General features: G+C 72.1%; 11 protein-coding genes. 6 read left to right on the forward strand and 5 right to left on the reverse strand.

Annotation, left to right across the window (positions count from 1 at the left end; translation table 11 throughout):
* Nucleotides 1–65: 65 nt before the first annotated feature.
* Both WME85_RS27360 and WME85_RS27365 read right to left on the reverse strand, forming a co-directional pair.
* Nucleotides 66–1,220, reverse strand: coding sequence for a 1-aminocyclopropane-1-carboxylate deaminase/D-cysteine desulfhydrase (locus WME85_RS27360; protein WP_437825305.1), 1,155 nt, complete (start codon nucleotides 1,218–1,220; stop codon nucleotides 66–68).
* Nucleotides 1,213–2,187 carry a ferritin-like domain-containing protein gene (locus tag WME85_RS27365; protein ID WP_437825307.1) on the reverse strand — a complete coding sequence of 325 codons (975 nt, stop codon included), beginning with the start codon at nucleotides 2,185–2,187 and terminating at the stop codon, nucleotides 1,213–1,215. The genes WME85_RS27360 and WME85_RS27365 overlap by 8 nt, the downstream gene beginning before the upstream one ends.
* A gap of 194 nt (nucleotides 2,188–2,381) precedes the next feature.
* Between WME85_RS27365 and serC the strand changes: the two genes are divergently transcribed.
* Both serC and WME85_RS27375 read left to right on the forward strand, forming a co-directional pair.
* The gene (gene serC / locus WME85_RS27370; RefSeq protein ID WP_437301972.1) at nucleotides 2,382–3,467 is read left to right on the forward strand and encodes a 3-phosphoserine/phosphohydroxythreonine transaminase; all 1,086 of its coding nucleotides are present in this window, start codon (nucleotides 2,382–2,384) and stop codon (nucleotides 3,465–3,467) included.
* A gap of 428 nt (nucleotides 3,468–3,895) precedes the next feature.
* Nucleotides 3,896–4,333, forward strand: a complete 438-nt coding sequence (locus WME85_RS27375; RefSeq protein WP_437301973.1) for a KGG domain-containing protein — start codon at nucleotides 3,896–3,898, stop codon at nucleotides 4,331–4,333.
* Between the two features lie 118 nt (nucleotides 4,334–4,451).
* On the opposite strand, the gene WME85_RS27380 is transcribed toward WME85_RS27375, so the two are convergent.
* Entirely contained in the window at nucleotides 4,452–5,396 is a 945-nt protein-coding gene (locus WME85_RS27380; RefSeq protein WP_437825308.1) for a fatty acid desaturase family protein, read from the reverse strand.
* Nucleotides 5,397–5,907: 511 nt separating this feature from the next.
* On the opposite strand from WME85_RS27380, the gene WME85_RS27385 reads away from it, so the two are divergent.
* Complete coding sequence (locus WME85_RS27385) at nucleotides 5,908–6,981, forward strand: agmatinase family protein (RefSeq protein ID WP_437312248.1); 1,074 nt, start codon at nucleotides 5,908–5,910, stop codon at nucleotides 6,979–6,981.
* On the opposite strand, the gene WME85_RS27390 is transcribed toward WME85_RS27385, so the two are convergent.
* Nucleotides 6,978–8,273, reverse strand: coding sequence for a M18 family aminopeptidase (locus WME85_RS27390; protein ID WP_437842366.1), 1,296 nt, complete (start codon nucleotides 8,271–8,273; stop codon nucleotides 6,978–6,980). The genes WME85_RS27385 and WME85_RS27390 overlap by 4 nt on opposite strands.
* A 241-nt stretch (nucleotides 8,274–8,514) precedes the next feature.
* On the opposite strand from WME85_RS27390, the gene WME85_RS27395 reads away from it, so the two are divergent.
* From WME85_RS27395 to WME85_RS27405, 3 genes are all read left to right on the forward strand, one after another.
* Complete coding sequence (locus WME85_RS27395; protein ID WP_437825309.1) at nucleotides 8,515–9,651, forward strand: quinone-dependent dihydroorotate dehydrogenase; 1,137 nt, start codon at nucleotides 8,515–8,517, stop codon at nucleotides 9,649–9,651.
* Entirely contained in the window at nucleotides 9,641–10,801 is a 1,161-nt protein-coding gene (locus WME85_RS27400; RefSeq protein WP_437825310.1) for a GNAT family N-acetyltransferase, read from the forward strand. The genes WME85_RS27395 and WME85_RS27400 overlap by 11 nt, the downstream gene beginning before the upstream one ends.
* A 113-nt stretch (nucleotides 10,802–10,914) precedes the next feature.
* Nucleotides 10,915–11,616 (forward strand): hypothetical protein, encoded by a 702-nt coding sequence (locus WME85_RS27405; RefSeq protein ID WP_437825311.1) that lies wholly within the window; start codon nucleotides 10,915–10,917, stop codon nucleotides 11,614–11,616.
* A 196-nt stretch (nucleotides 11,617–11,812) separates the two neighbouring features.
* On the opposite strand, the gene WME85_RS27410 is transcribed toward WME85_RS27405, so the two are convergent.
* A complete protein-coding gene (locus tag WME85_RS27410; protein ID WP_437825312.1) occupies nucleotides 11,813–13,114 on the reverse strand; it encodes a sigma 54-interacting transcriptional regulator in 1,302 nt (433 codons plus the stop codon).
* Between the last annotated feature and the right edge of the window lie 177 nt (nucleotides 13,115–13,291).

A 13,291-nucleotide genomic window follows, 5' to 3' on the forward strand; every position in this document is an offset into this window, starting at 1 on the left:
CCCTCAGCGCGCGCAGGCTCCCGAGCAGCCCGCGCGCGAAGTGACCCGGCCGCGGGGCGCGCCCCTCAGCACGCGACTTCGCCCTCGAAGCACCGCGCGAAAGCGGCCGGGAGCGCCGCGGCGCCGCCCGGCGCGAGCGGCGGGCGCGCGCTCGAGAGCGTCTGCCAGAGGAGGATCGTCTCCCCCGGGCGCTCCCGCCCGATCTCGCGCAGCGCGGCGAGCGCCTTGGCGCTGTACGTGACCTCCCCGGGCACGCCGATCAGCCGCTCGACCTCGGGGATCGCCTCGACCGACGCCGGGGTCGGGGCGCCGTAGCCGGGGCCGATCGCGCGGTGATCGATCGCAAAGCGGGCGGCCGGGAGCCGACGCCGGGTGAAGCGCGGCGCGCGCCGGGCGAGCAGGCGCTTCATGCTCGCGATCTCGTACCGCACGACGGCGCGGTTCGAGGCGATGCGCTCGGTGATGCGGACGCCGACGACCGTCGTCGGCCAGCCGAGCATCGCCGCGCCGAGCGCGAGCCCCGCCAGCGTCCCGCCCGTCCCCGAGGCGACCACGATGCGATCGGGCCGCGGCGCCTCGCCCCGCCGGACCTGCTCGGCGAGCTCCAGCATCGCGTCGACGTAGCCGAGGCACGGGAGCGCGGCCGACGCGCCGGGCAGGATGAAGTAGGGCCGCTCGGCCCGGCGCAGCGCCCGGAGCGCCCGGACCGCGGTGGTCGCGTAGCCGCCCCCGTGGACGAGCTCCGCGCCGCTGGCCGCGCCAGCGAGCAGCGCCCGCTGGCCGAAGCGGGTGAGCGGCTGATCGAAGAGCACGGCGGTGACGGCGAAGCCGAGCGCCCGGCCGAAGAGGGCCGTGGCGGTGACCTGCGTCGACGCGAGGCCGCCGACCGTGACGAGCGTCCTCGCCCCGCGCCGCTCCGCGTCCGCGAGCAGGAACTCGAAGCGCCGCACCTTGTTGCCGCCGTAGAGCGGCGAGATCAGATCGTCGCGCTTGACCCAGACACCGCCGCGGCCGAGGTAGCCCTCGATCGCAGCGCAGGGGACGACCGGCGTCGGCGCGTGCGCGAGGGGGCGCCACGGGACCTGCCCCGCGAGCTCGGGCAGCTCGGCGAAGAGCGGCAGCTCCCTGGAGGCGGGCAAGAAGCCAGGCGCCGCGCCGGAGGAGCCCGCCGCGCCGAGCGCCCCGGCGCGGGCCCCTCGCTCCTCGCCGCCTTCAGGCACGCGCCGCCGCCCCGTGCCCCGGCGGGGAGCCGCCGGGGCCAGCCTGCTCGCCGGCGTCGCCCGGGTCGTCCTCCGTGCCGTTTTCGGTGCCGGCGCCGAGCCGGCCGCCGCGCGCGATGAGCGGGTCGCTGAGGTACGTGTCCGTCAGCCGCTTCGGCCCGGCGAGGCCGACCAGCCGGAGCGGGAAGAGGAGCACCGCGAGCACCCACGACGCGAGGCCGAGCGCGAGCTTGCCCGCGTACGCCTCGGCGACGAGCGCGAGCTTGCGGCCAGCGGACATCGACGAGATCGGCACCTCGGTCAGGCCGATCCGCATGAGGCGGAGCTCCGCGACCCGCACCGAGTGGCGGACCAGCGCGGGCAGGCGCTGCAGCGCCGGGTGGTCCATCGGCAGGCGCTTTTTCATGAACGCCTCGAGCCGCGACACGCCCCAGAGCGACACGAGCGCGAGCCCGAGCAGCCGGCGCCGGAGCGCGGGCCTGCCGGCGATGGCCTTGCGCGTCCGCTGCTCGCCGAAGTCGACGTGGCGCTCCTCCTGCCGCACCCCGCGCTTCAGGATCGCGACGATCTCGGGCTCGTCCACGGTGTCGATCATCGCGTAGAAGGCCTGGAGGACGAGGCCCTCGCCGAGCGCCATCTCGAGCGCGACGTGCTCGGCCCAGTCCCCGCCCATCAGCCCGGTCGCGAGGAAGCGCACGCTCCAGGTCGCCTTGTCCGGCGGCGCGCCGAGGATCTCGAGGATGCGGAGGAAGTTGCCGACGTGCTGGAACTCCTCGACCGCCTGGCGCGCGAGGAAGCGCGCGGACTCCAGGTCGGGGGCGTTGTAGAGCCAGTGCCCGATCTGGACGCCGGTGATCTCGCCGTAGAGGAACTGCTGGACGGCCCAGACGATGACGTCCTTGTCCTTGACGGGATCGAGCCTGGCGCCCTGGAAATCGAACGCCATCTCTTCGCGGGTCACCAGCATCGCTCGCCCTCCGGAGCGATGAATCTAGCCCAGGTCGCAGCCCCGGGCAGGCCCGAGGTGATGAGCCCGGCGCGGCGGCCCGCGCCCGCCGCGGCCCGCAGCTCGGCTCGCCCGGGCGGAGGCGGCGCCCCTCGTGGTATACGGCCGCGGCGGCGGCATCAGGAGCCGCCGACTCGAACTTCAGGAGAAGCACCATGGCGCGCGTCCACAACTTCAACGCCGGCCCTGCCGGGCTCCCCCTCCCTGCCCTGGAGCGCGCGCAGCGCGAGCTCCTCGACTTCGAGGGTACGGGCATGTCCATCATGGAGCACAGCCACCGCGGCAAGGCGTTCGAGGCGGTGCACAACGAGGCGATCTCGCTCTTGCGGCAGCTGCTCGGCGTGTCGGACGACTACCACGTGCTGTTCATGCAGGGCGGCGCGGCCATGCAGTTCGCCCTCGTGCCGATGAACCTCCTGCCGCCCGGCAGGAGCGCCGACTACCTCATGACCGGCGGCTGGTCGGAGAAGGCCCTCGAGGAGGCGAAGCGCGTCGGGACCGTCCGCGTCGCCGCGAGCACCGCGGTCGACAAGCGGTACACCCGCATCCCGCGCCAGAGCGAGCTCTCGCTCGACCCGGAGGCCGCCTATGTCCACATGACAACGAACAACACGCTGTTCGGCACGCAGTGGCACTGGCTGCCCGACACGGGCGACGTGCCGCTCGTCGCAGACATGTCGTCGGACATCCTGTGGCGGAAGATGGATATCTCCAGGTTTGCCCTGATTTACGCAGGTGCCCAGAAGAACATCGGGCCGAGCGGAATCACGGTCGTGCTCGCCCGCAAGAACCTCGTTGACAGCGCGCGAAAGGACATTCCCGTCATTTTCCGTTATGCCACTTACGCTGCCAACAACTCGCTCTACAACACACCTCCAACATTCGCAATCTACCTCATGCGCAACGTGCTCGCGTATACGCTTGAGATCGGTGGGCTCGAGGAGGTCGAGCGACGCAATCGCAAGAAGGGTGAGCTGCTCTACGAAACCCTGGACGCAAATCCGGAGGTTTTCCTGGCTCCGGTCGAGAAGGAGAGCCGCTCGTACATGAACGTGGTGTTCCGGCTGGCCAGCGAGGAGATGGAAAAACGCTTCGTCGCCGAGGCCGCAAAGGAGGGTATGGTGGGGCTCGCCGGACACAGGTCGACCGGAGGAATCCGGGTCTCGATCTACAACGCAGTACCCGTGGAGTCAGTGGAGCGCCTCACGGCGTTCATGCGGGACTTCGCCAAGAGGGCTTGACCGCTCGGGAAGCACGACGTTCTCTGTATTTCCAGGCTCGCCTCGGTTTCCACAACCACCCTCGGCGAGCCTCCCCCTAATTCGTCGCATCCCAACCTTCAGCCCGCTTGACGTTGTTCCGCCCGGCACAACAGGCCCTCGCGGAAAGGGTCTGTCGGCCTTTCCGCAGCTTGGAAGGGGTCGGTGAACGCCGCCCCCGACCAGCACCGGGAGGGGATGGCAAACGCTGATCCCTGACCGATACCGGGAAGGGGCGGCCGTCGCCGTTCCTTTCCGGCCCGGGAGGGGACGGCCGTCGCTGTCTCTTCCCGGCCCGGGAGGGGGCGGCCGTCGCCGTCCCTGACCGGCTCGCAGGCCCCCGGTCGGAGACCTGAATCGAGCGAGCCAACCGTAAGGAGAGGATGATGGCGAGCATGGATGATCGTGGGATGATTTCGAGGAGTGAGGAGGACCAGGAGGAGCGAGGGGCCTCGCCGAGCGAGCCCCCGCCGTCGTCAGCGGCGCAGAGGGCAGCCAACGAGCGGCAGCAGCGTGGCTTCGCCGCCATGGACGAGGAGCGCCAGCGCAAGATCGCCAGCAAGGGTGGGAAGGCAGCCCACGAGAAGGGCACGGCCCACGAGTTCACGCGCGATGAGGCACGCGCCGCCGGCAAGAAGGGCGGCGAGGTCGTCAGCCAGAACCGGAAGCACATGGCCGAGATCGGCAGGCGGGGAGGCGAGCGCGTCAGCCAGGACCGGGCCCACATGGCCGAGATCGGCCGCAAGGGCGGCGAGGCCGTGAGCGGCGACCGCCAGCACATGGCCGAGATCGGCCGCCGTGGCGGCGAGTCGCGGGGGGATCAGCCGCGGGAGAACCCGACGCGCTGACCGGGGGAGGCGACGGCCCGGTGCCGAGGCGCCGGGCCAGCTCCCTGCATGCTTGCGAGATCCACGGCCCGGGGCTCCCGGTCGTGGCCGCAAGGTGCCATTTCGTCAGGCTGGTTTGTCAGCTGGGCGCGATCGCGCCCAGCGAGACGTCGCCCGGCGTCTCCTTCGGGCCGGGGATCCACTCCTCGTCGGGCTCCTCCTGCGGGAGCACGACCGGGGCGCCGTCGTAGCGCAGGCGCTTTCCGGGCCAGACGAAGCTGCGGAACAGGTAGGCGAGGAGCGACGGCTGGTCCAGGTTCGGGTGGATGAACGGCGCCACGCGCCGCGCGTGCTCGGCCGGCAAGAGGCTCCAGTGCAGGCCGGGCTCCATGTGATGGATGGAGTGGAAGCCGTTGTTGTACGTCCACCAGTTGACCCAGCGGCCGACGAAGTTGCGCGAGTGATTGTACTCGCTGTCCTCGTCGCAGCCGTCGTGCTGGAGGTAGTTCATGGTCACGATCCCCCACGCGGCGTACTGGTGCGGGATCAGGACGTAGAGGATGAACTTCTTCCAGTCGAGCGCGAGCAGGACGCCCATCGCGCCGAGGAACACCGCCGACTCGAGGAGCATCTGGCGGAACCAGGGCGGGTTCCGCCGGTGCATCGCCTTGAAGTAGCGCATGTCGGCGGGCAGGATGTCCCGCACGACGCGGCTCATGAAGAGGAGCCCGTTCAGCAGGTTCCACCGGTAGCGCACCTTCGTCGTCCGCATGACGTCGCGCCGCGACTGCGTGTACTTGTGGTGGCTGAGGTTATGACCCGGCACGTACGCGCTGACCGGGTGCCCGTACGTGAGCGTGAGCGCGACCTGGAAGGCGCGGTTCATCCATCGCCGCCGGAACACGGGGCAATGGACCGAGTTGTGGGTCGCGACCGCGCCGAGGAACGAGAACGCGCAGGTCGTGGCGAGGAGCGGAATCGCGAGCCAGAGCGCGCGCGGCGCGAAGGCCCACTGCGCAGCGACAAGGGCGAAATACGTCGCTACGAAGAGGAGCGTCTTGATATCGGCGCGGTACCGGAGCATGGCTGTTCTTCACTGTGGAGAGGGCCCCGCGCGCCGGACGGACGGCCGCGCGCCGCCGCGCTGGCTGGTCCGGACGGGCGCGGCGGCCCGTCGTCGTCTCGGCACCCTTCGTACCGCATTTCGACACAGCGGGAAGCGCCAAGTTGCATTCCGACGCGCGCTCCACACGAGCGCGTCTCTCGCCGGTGTTTCACGCCGATGTCGCGCGCACTCGGTGCGATCGCCTCTACGCACCGCGCGTGCCGACCTCGCGCGCCCATGCCGACCTCGCGCGCCCATGCCGACCTCGCGCGCCCATGCCGACCTCGCGCGCCCATGCCGGGCGTGGTGGTCGCTGCTCGGGTGCTCTGCGGCGCTCGCGGCGGAGCGCTCTGCTGCGCTCCGCCGCGCGCTGCTGCGCTCCGCCGCGCCCCGCCGCGCGGCTGCGCTCCGCCGCGCTGCTGGCGCGCTCCGCCGCGCTTCTGGCGCGCTTCTGGCGCGCTTCTGGCGGGAGCGGCTCGCGCTTGACGACATGGTCGCGAACCGCCAACGTGGCCGCGTGAGCTCATCCCCTCTCGGCTTCGATCCGAACGGTCCTTCGCTCGGTCACGGGGTCTACGGTCTGCCGCACACCCCCGAGGACGCTCGGGTGGTCCTGATCCCGGTGCCCTGGGAGCCGACGGTGTCCTACCGGCGCGGCGCGGCCAAGGGCCCGGCGGCGATCCTGCGGGCCAGCCGGCAGGTCGACCTCTTCGACCTGCACACGGGCAGGCCGTACGAGCAGGGCATCGCGATGCTCGACGTCGATCCCGACATCGTCCGCTGGAACGCCGAGGCGTGCGCGGCGGCCGAGCCGGTGATCGCGGCGCTGGGAGAGGTCGCCGGCGACCGGGACCTCGAGGCGCGCCTCGCGGCGGTGAACGCGCTGTCGCGCCAGCTGAACGAGCGCGTCGGCGAGCTCGCGGCGCGGTGGATGGAGCGGGGCAAGCTCGTCGGGGTCGTCGGCGGCGACCACTCCGCGCCTTACGGCACGATCGCGGCGCACGCCGAGCGCTACCCCGGGATGGGCATCCTCCACGTCGACGCGCACGCCGATCTCCGCGACGCGTACGAGGGGTTCACCGACTCCCACGCTTCGATCATGCACAACGTCGCGACCCGCCACCCGAAGATCTCGCGGATCGTCCAGGTGGGGCTGCGCGACATGAGCGAGGACGAGCTGCGCTTCATCCGCGCGTCGAACGGGCGCATCGTCGCCCACGTCGACGCCGCGATCGCCGATCGCCTCTTCGAGGGGGAGCCGTTCCACCTGATCGCCGACTCGATCGTCGAGGAGCTCCCCGAGGACGTCTACGTGACCTTCGATATCGACGGGCTCGATCCGACGCTGTGCCCGAGCACCGGCACGCCGGTGCCTGGAGGGCTCTCGTTCCAGCAGGCCGTCGCGCTCATCGGCCGCATCCAGAAGAGCGGCCGCCGCATCGTGGGCTTCGACCTGAACGAGGTCGCGCCCAGGGACGACCACGACGACTGGGACGGCAACGTCGGCGCGCGCATGCTCTACAAGCTGATCGGCTTCGCGCTCCTCTCGCAGGACAAGCGTTAGGCAAGAGCGCGGCGATACGTCTCGATGGCGAGGTGCACGTCGAGCGTGCCGGCCATCTCGCGGCAGGAGTGCATGCTCAGCATCGGCGCGCCGACGTCGACCGTCGCGATCCCGAGCGCGGCCGCGGTGATGGGGCCGATCGTGCTGCCGCACGGGAGGTCGCTGCGCACGACGAAGCGCTGGGGCGCATAGCCGACGTCGTGGCAGTGCGCCTCGAGCGCGGCGGAGGTCGCGCCGTCCGTCGCGTAGCTCTGGTTCACGTTCGACTTGATCACGAGCCCGCGGTTGACCTGCGGGGCGTGCCGCGGCTCGTGCTGGTCGGCGTAGTTCGGGTGCACCGCGTGCGCCATGTCCGCGGAGATGAGCAGCGAGCCCGCCATCGCCCGGGCGAACGCCTGCGGCTCGCGCGCCGGGTACGTGTCGACGATCCGCGCGAGCACGTCGCGGAGCACGCTGCCCGCCGCCCCCACGGCGCTCCGGCTGCCGCACTCCTCGTGGTCGTAGAGCGCGACGACCCGCGTCGCCGCGCCGGGATCGCCCGCGCCGATCAGCGCCGCCGTCGCGGCGTGGCAGCTCGCCAGGTTGTCCAGGCGGGATGCAAAGATGAACTCGTCCGAGAGCCCGCCGAGCGACGCCTTCAGGGTGTCATACAGGCAAAGGTCGAAGCCGAGGACAGCGTCGCGCGGGGCGTCGACGGCGCACGCGAGCAGCGCCTGGAGGTCCGCCTCCCTGCCGAGGCCGATCACGGGGACGAGGTGCTTCTGCGCGTTGAGCACGAGCCCCTCGGAGTTGACCCCGCGGTTCAGGTGGATCGCGAGGTTCGGCACGCGCGCGACGGGGCGGCCCAGGTCGACGAGGTGGCGCTCGACCCGTCCCTCCCTGCGGACGTGCACCCGGCCGGCGACGCTGAGGTCGCGGTCGAGCCAGGTCGAGTACAGCACGCCGCCGTAGACCTCGACCCCGAGCTGCTGGTAGCCGCTCCGCGAGAGCTCGGCGTTCGGCTTCACCCGGAGGTTCGGCGAGTCGGTGTGGGCGCCGAGGACGCGGAAGCCGCCGCGCGCCGGGTGCTCGGCCCCGGCGACGAACGCGACGATCGTCGAGCCGCCCCGGATGACGAAGCGGCGGTCGCCCGGCGCGAGCGTCCACGCGTCGCGCTCGCCGATCTCGGAGAAGCCGGCGGCCGCGAGCCGCGAGGCGACCTCGCGGACGGCGTGGTAGGGCGTCGGCGCGCGATCGATGAAGGCGCAGAGGTCGCGGGCGGCCGCGACGCCGCGCTCGCGCAGCGTCGTCATCTCGTCCGCGCTCCGCGCGAAGCGCTCGCCAAGGTCGGTCGACAGCCTGGGATCGCCTGCGCGATCGGGGATCTCGGGGGACGTCATGGGGGGCGCCGAGTCTAGCAGAGCGGGCGCGCACCTCGCGCGCGGGCGCGCTCGCCAGGGCCGCGACACGCGCGGCCCTTCATGATATCGCCCACCGCCGCGCCGCGCGCCGGACCTCCCTCCGGCGCCGCGCGCGCCACGGAGACGCGCCTCGATGTACCGCCTCGTCCGACCGCTCCTCTTCGCGCTGCCACCCCGCCTGGCGCACGAGCTCGGCATGCTCGCGCTCGCCCCGCTCGAGCACGCCGCGCCGCTCCGCGCCCTCGTGCGCGCCCGCCTCGCGCCCCGGGACGGGCGCATCGCGGTGCGCGCCATGGGGCTCGACTTCCCCTCCCCGCTCGGCGTGGCGGGCGGCTTCGACAAGGACGCCCGCCGGGCCCGCGCGCTCGCCGCGCTCGGCTTCGGCTTCGTCGAGCTGGGGACCGTCACGGCGCAGGCCCAGGCCGAGAACCCGCCGCCGAACCTCTTCCGGCTGCCGGCCGACAGGGCGCTCATCAACCGGCTCGGCTTCCCGAACCAGGGCGCCGCGCGCGTCACCGAGCGGCTCCTCGGCCGCGGCGGCGCGGCGTCGGTCGGCGTGCCCGTGGGCATCTCGATCGGCAAGTCCCGGGTCGCGCCGCTCGATCCCATCGAGCCCGCGATCGAGGACTACCTGGCGAGCTTCCGCGAGGTGCGGCGCGCGGCCGACTTCGTGGTGATCAACGTGTCGTCGCCGAACACGAAGGACCTCCGGGCGATGCAGGGGCCGGCGATCGCGCGGGCGCTCCTCTCGGCGGTCGCGCAGGAGAACCGCGGCGGCGGCAGGCCGGTGCCGCTGCTCATCAAGGTCGCCCCGGACCTCGGCGACGAGGAGCTCGAGGCGCTGCTCGCCGTCGTGGAGGAGGTCGGCCTCGCCGGCGTCATCGCGACGAACACGACCGTGCGGCGCGACGGGCTCGCGACGAGCCCGGCGGAGGTCGAGGCGATGGGCGCCGGCGGGCTGAGCGGGCCGCCGCTCCGGCAGCGCTCGCTGGCGATGGTGCGGCGGATCCGCGCGCGCCTCGGGGGCGGCGTCACGGTGATCGGCGCCGGGGGGATCGAGTCGGCGGAGCACGCCATGGACCAGCTGGAGGCGGGCGCCGACCTCGTGCAGCTCTACACGGGCTTCATCTACGGGGGGCCCTTCCTGCCCGCCGCGATCGCGCGCGGGCTGTCGGAGCTCGTGGCGCGCTCGGGCGCGCGGTCGATCCAGGACATCGCGCGCCCGCCGGGCAGCGCGGCGCGCGCTGCTATGATCGGCCATGGAGCTTGAAGCGCACGTCCACGGCACCATCCGCGAGATCCCGGAGAGCGAGTGGGACGCGCTCCACGGCGTCAGCGAGGCGCCGTTCCTCTCCTGGGCGTGGTTCGACGCGCTGGAGCGGACGGGGTGCGTGGGCGAGGAGGCGGGCTGGCTGCCCCACCACATCACGTTCCGGGCCGAGGGCGCGCTGCTCGCCGCGGCGCCCGCGTACCTCAAGGACAACAGCGAGGGCGAGTTCGTCTTCGATCACGGCTGGGCCTCGGCGTCGCACCAGATCGGCGCGCCGTACTACCCGAAGCTCGTCGTCGCGGTGCCGTTCACGCCCGCCACGTCGCCGCGCCTCTTCGTGCGGCGGCCGGAGGACCGGCCGGCGCTCCTGCCGGTCCTGGCCGAGACGCTCCGCAAGCTGGTCGCGCGGAGCCGCATCTCGAGCGCCCACGTCCTGTTCCCGACCGAGGACGAGGCCACGGCGCTCGCCGGGGCGGAGATGGCGCACCGCTGCGGCATCCAGTTCCAGTTCGAGAACGAGGGGTACCAGAAGCTCGACGACTTCCTCGCGCGCTTCAACGCGAAGCGGCGGCACCAGATCCGGCGCGAGATGCGCGAGAGCTCGAAGCAAGGCATCTCGATCGACACGCTCCGCGGCGCGGAGATCACGCCGGAGATCGTGGACGTGATGTTCGGCTTCTACGTCTCCACCGTGGAGAAGTTCGCGTGGGGCCGGCAATACCTGAACCGCGCCTTCTTCGAGGAGATCGCGGCCCGGCTCCGCAGCGACGGGGAGCGCGCCGGGTCCCGTGGAGGCGTCGAGGTCGTCCTCGCCCGCGAGGGCAAGCGGCCCATCGCGGGCGCGCTCAACCTCGCGGGGCCGACGACGCTCTACGGCCGCTACTGGGGCGCCTCGGAGGAACGCCCGTTCCTGCACTTCAACGTCTGCTACTACCACCCGGTCGAGGACTGCATCGCGCGGGGGCTGCGCCGCTTCGAGCCGGGCGCGGGCGGGTCGCACAAGCTCGTACGGGGCTTTGCTCCGAGCGTCACCCACAGCGCCCACCACCTCGCTCATCCGCGCCTCGACGCCGCCGTGCGCGAGTTCCTGGTCCGCGAGCGCTCCGTGGTCCGCGCGAGGACCGCGGACAGGAGCGTGGCATTCCGCTGAGCGCTGCGCCCGACGCGCGCTGGCGCGCGGTGTTGGGTCGCCCCGCGCGCGTCGACGCGCGCGCGTCCACGCGGTGTTGACGTGACGCGCTCGTGAGAGGGATGCTGTCGGGCATGCGCGCCTTTCTTGCCCTCCTCGCCTCCTCCATGACCATCGGTATCGCGATCAGCGGCGGCTGCTCGAGCGACCCGGCGGCCGACGCGACAACGACGACGACGGCGGCGACCGTCGCCGGGGCGGGCGGCTCGCTCGGCTTCGGCTGCTTCGGCGGCAGCCCGGACGGGCGGTGCACGATCCTCGCCCAGGTGCCCGAGAGCTGCGGCTGCCCCGATTGCGCGGATTCGGCGAGCTGTCTCGGCCACTGCAAGGACGACGGCGCCTGCGACCTGCGGCCGGACGCGGCCGACAGCGAGGACTGCACCTGCCAGGACTGCGCCGGCAACGTCGCCGCCTGCAGCCCGGCGCGCGGGTGCAACAACGACATGGCGTGCGGCGCCAACGAGGATTGCACCTGCCCCGATTGCACGGACACCCCGCGGTGCACGGACCATTGCACCGACAACGGCTCCTGCGCCGAGTACTTCGAGGGCTGCTCCTGCGCCGACTGCCGCGGCGTCGAGCGCTGCGGCGGCAACCCGGCCACGACGACCTCCGCCGCCACGACGACCTCCGCCGCGACCACCTCCGCGGCGACGACCACCTCCGCCGCGACGACCACGTCCGCGGCCACGACCACCAGCGCGGCCACGACGGGCGGCGGCGAGGGGGGCGGAGGCGGCGCGGGCGGCGCCAGCGGCGGAGCGGGCGGCGCCTAGCAGGTCGTCAATCCTGCAATAAAGAAATATAAACCACAGAGACACAGAGGGCACAGAGGAGAGAGAAGAAGAAACTATCGCTTCTCTCTGTTCTCTCCCCTCTGTGCCCTCTGCGCCTCTGTGGTTCCAATCTCTCTCTCTCTCTCCGGGCGCATCACGAGCGAGGAGCGCCAGAGTCCGCGTCGCGCCCGCCGCCTCACTGCTTCGCGGTGAGCCCGTGCTTTCGCAGGAACATGCGCACGTGGTGGCGCTCCATGCCGGCGCGGCGCGCCATCTCGCTGATGTTGCCGCCCGTCGCGCGGATCAGCTCGCTGAAGTAGCGCTGCTCGAACGCCGCGACGGCGCTGCGCTTCGCCTCGCCGAAGGCCGACGTCGGGGCGACGACGTCGCCGCCGCCCTCGAGCGGGAGGATCGCCGCGATCGCCTCGGCCCCGGGCGGCAGGCTCGTGGCCACGCTGGTGACATTGATGAGCTCGCGGATGTTGCCCGGGAAATCGTGCTGACCGAGCGTCGTGGTGATGAGATTGACCATCTCCACCGCGCGCTCCGGGCACCCCATCCGCTCGCAGACGCTCGCGACGAGCAGCGGAATGTCCTCGCGCCGCTCGCGCAGCGGCGGCAGCTCGATGCGCATCTGGGCAATCCGGAAGAACAGATCGCTCCGGAAGCGCCCGGTGTTCATGCTGCGGCCGAGGTCGCGGCGCGTCGCGGCGATGATCCGCACGTCGACCGGCTCGTAGACCCGCGACCCTACCCGCTTCAGCTTGTGCTCGGAGAGCACGCGCAGGAGCTTCGGCTGGAGATCGGGCGGCAGCTCGCCGATCTCGTCGAGGAAGATCGTCCCGCGGTTCGCCTCGTGGAAGGCGCCGCCCTTGCGGTCGCTCGCGCCGGGGAAGGCGCCCCGCTCGTGCCCGAACAGGAAGCTCTCGGCGAGCGCGCCGGGCAGCGACGCGCAGTCCACGACGATGAACGGCCCGCCGCGCCGGCTCGAGCTGTCGTGGATCGCCTGCGCCGTGAGCTCCTTGCCCGTGCCGGTCTCCCCCGTGATGAGCAGCGACAGCTCGGTCGCCGCCACCTCGCGCAGCAGGCGGAACAGGTGGCGCATCCGCGGCGAGCCGCCGATCAGCGGGCCGAAGCTCTCGTCGAAGCCGACGTCGACGCGCTCCTTCTCGAGCGGCTCGAAGCTCAGCACCGTCCCGCCGACCTGGATGGCGCAAGCGGCCGTCAGGATCGCGTCGCGGATGCGGACCGTCGAGACGAACGTGCCATTCTTGCTGCCGAGATCGCGCACGAGCACGCCCGGCCCCTCGGCGCGCAGCTCGCAATGCGTCGAGCTGACCTCGGGGTCGTCGACGACCACACCGCAGCTCGGATCCCGCCCCACCACGATCGGCGCGATGCCGATCTTGACGGGATCCCGGCCGGCCGCCCGCAGCGTACCCCCGCGAACGAACCACTGGACCGCGCGAGCGCGGGTCGCATCCCTCGTCGAGCTCATATCCAACGGTTATTCGATTTCCCCGGCCTTGACCACATCCACGCACGCCCCCTCATGGCGAGAGCCCCCACCTCGGCGCACCGGGTACGCGGCTTCACGATGAACCGCGGCCTCTCGTCGAAAAACTTCACAATCACGAGAGGTATCGAGGACAAATTCAGATCAACCGATGTGAAG

This window comes from Sorangium sp. So ce1153, assembly GCF_051521595.1.
Taxonomy (GTDB): domain Bacteria; phylum Myxococcota_A; class Polyangia; order Polyangiales; family Polyangiaceae; genus Sorangium.

Coding starts and splice junctions, on each gene's coding strand:
- WME85_RS27395 (WP_437825309.1), top strand. CDS start 8,515: ATGTACCGCCTCGTCCGACCGCTCCTCTTCGCGCTGCCACCCCGCCTG.
- WME85_RS27365 (WP_437825307.1), bottom strand. CDS start 2,187: ATGCTGGTGACCCGCGAAGAGATGGCGTTCGATTTCCAGGGCGCCAGG.
- WME85_RS27385 (WP_437312248.1), top strand. CDS start 5,908: ATGGTCGCGAACCGCCAACGTGGCCGCGTGAGCTCATCCCCTCTCGGC.
- WME85_RS27375 (WP_437301973.1), top strand. CDS start 3,896: ATGATTTCGAGGAGTGAGGAGGACCAGGAGGAGCGAGGGGCCTCGCCG.
- serC (WP_437301972.1), top strand. CDS start 2,382: ATGGCGCGCGTCCACAACTTCAACGCCGGCCCTGCCGGGCTCCCCCTC.
- WME85_RS27390 (WP_437842366.1), bottom strand. CDS start 8,273: ATGACGACGCTGCGCGAGCGCGGCGTCGCGGCCGCCCGCGACCTCTGC.
- WME85_RS27400 (WP_437825310.1), top strand. CDS start 9,641: ATGGAGCTTGAAGCGCACGTCCACGGCACCATCCGCGAGATCCCGGAG.
- WME85_RS27410 (WP_437825312.1), bottom strand. CDS start 13,114: ATGAGCTCGACGAGGGATGCGACCCGCGCTCGCGCGGTCCAGTGGTTC.
- WME85_RS27405 (WP_437825311.1), top strand. CDS start 10,915: ATGCGCGCCTTTCTTGCCCTCCTCGCCTCCTCCATGACCATCGGTATC.
- WME85_RS27380 (WP_437825308.1), bottom strand. CDS start 5,396: ATGCTCCGGTACCGCGCCGATATCAAGACGCTCCTCTTCGTAGCGACG.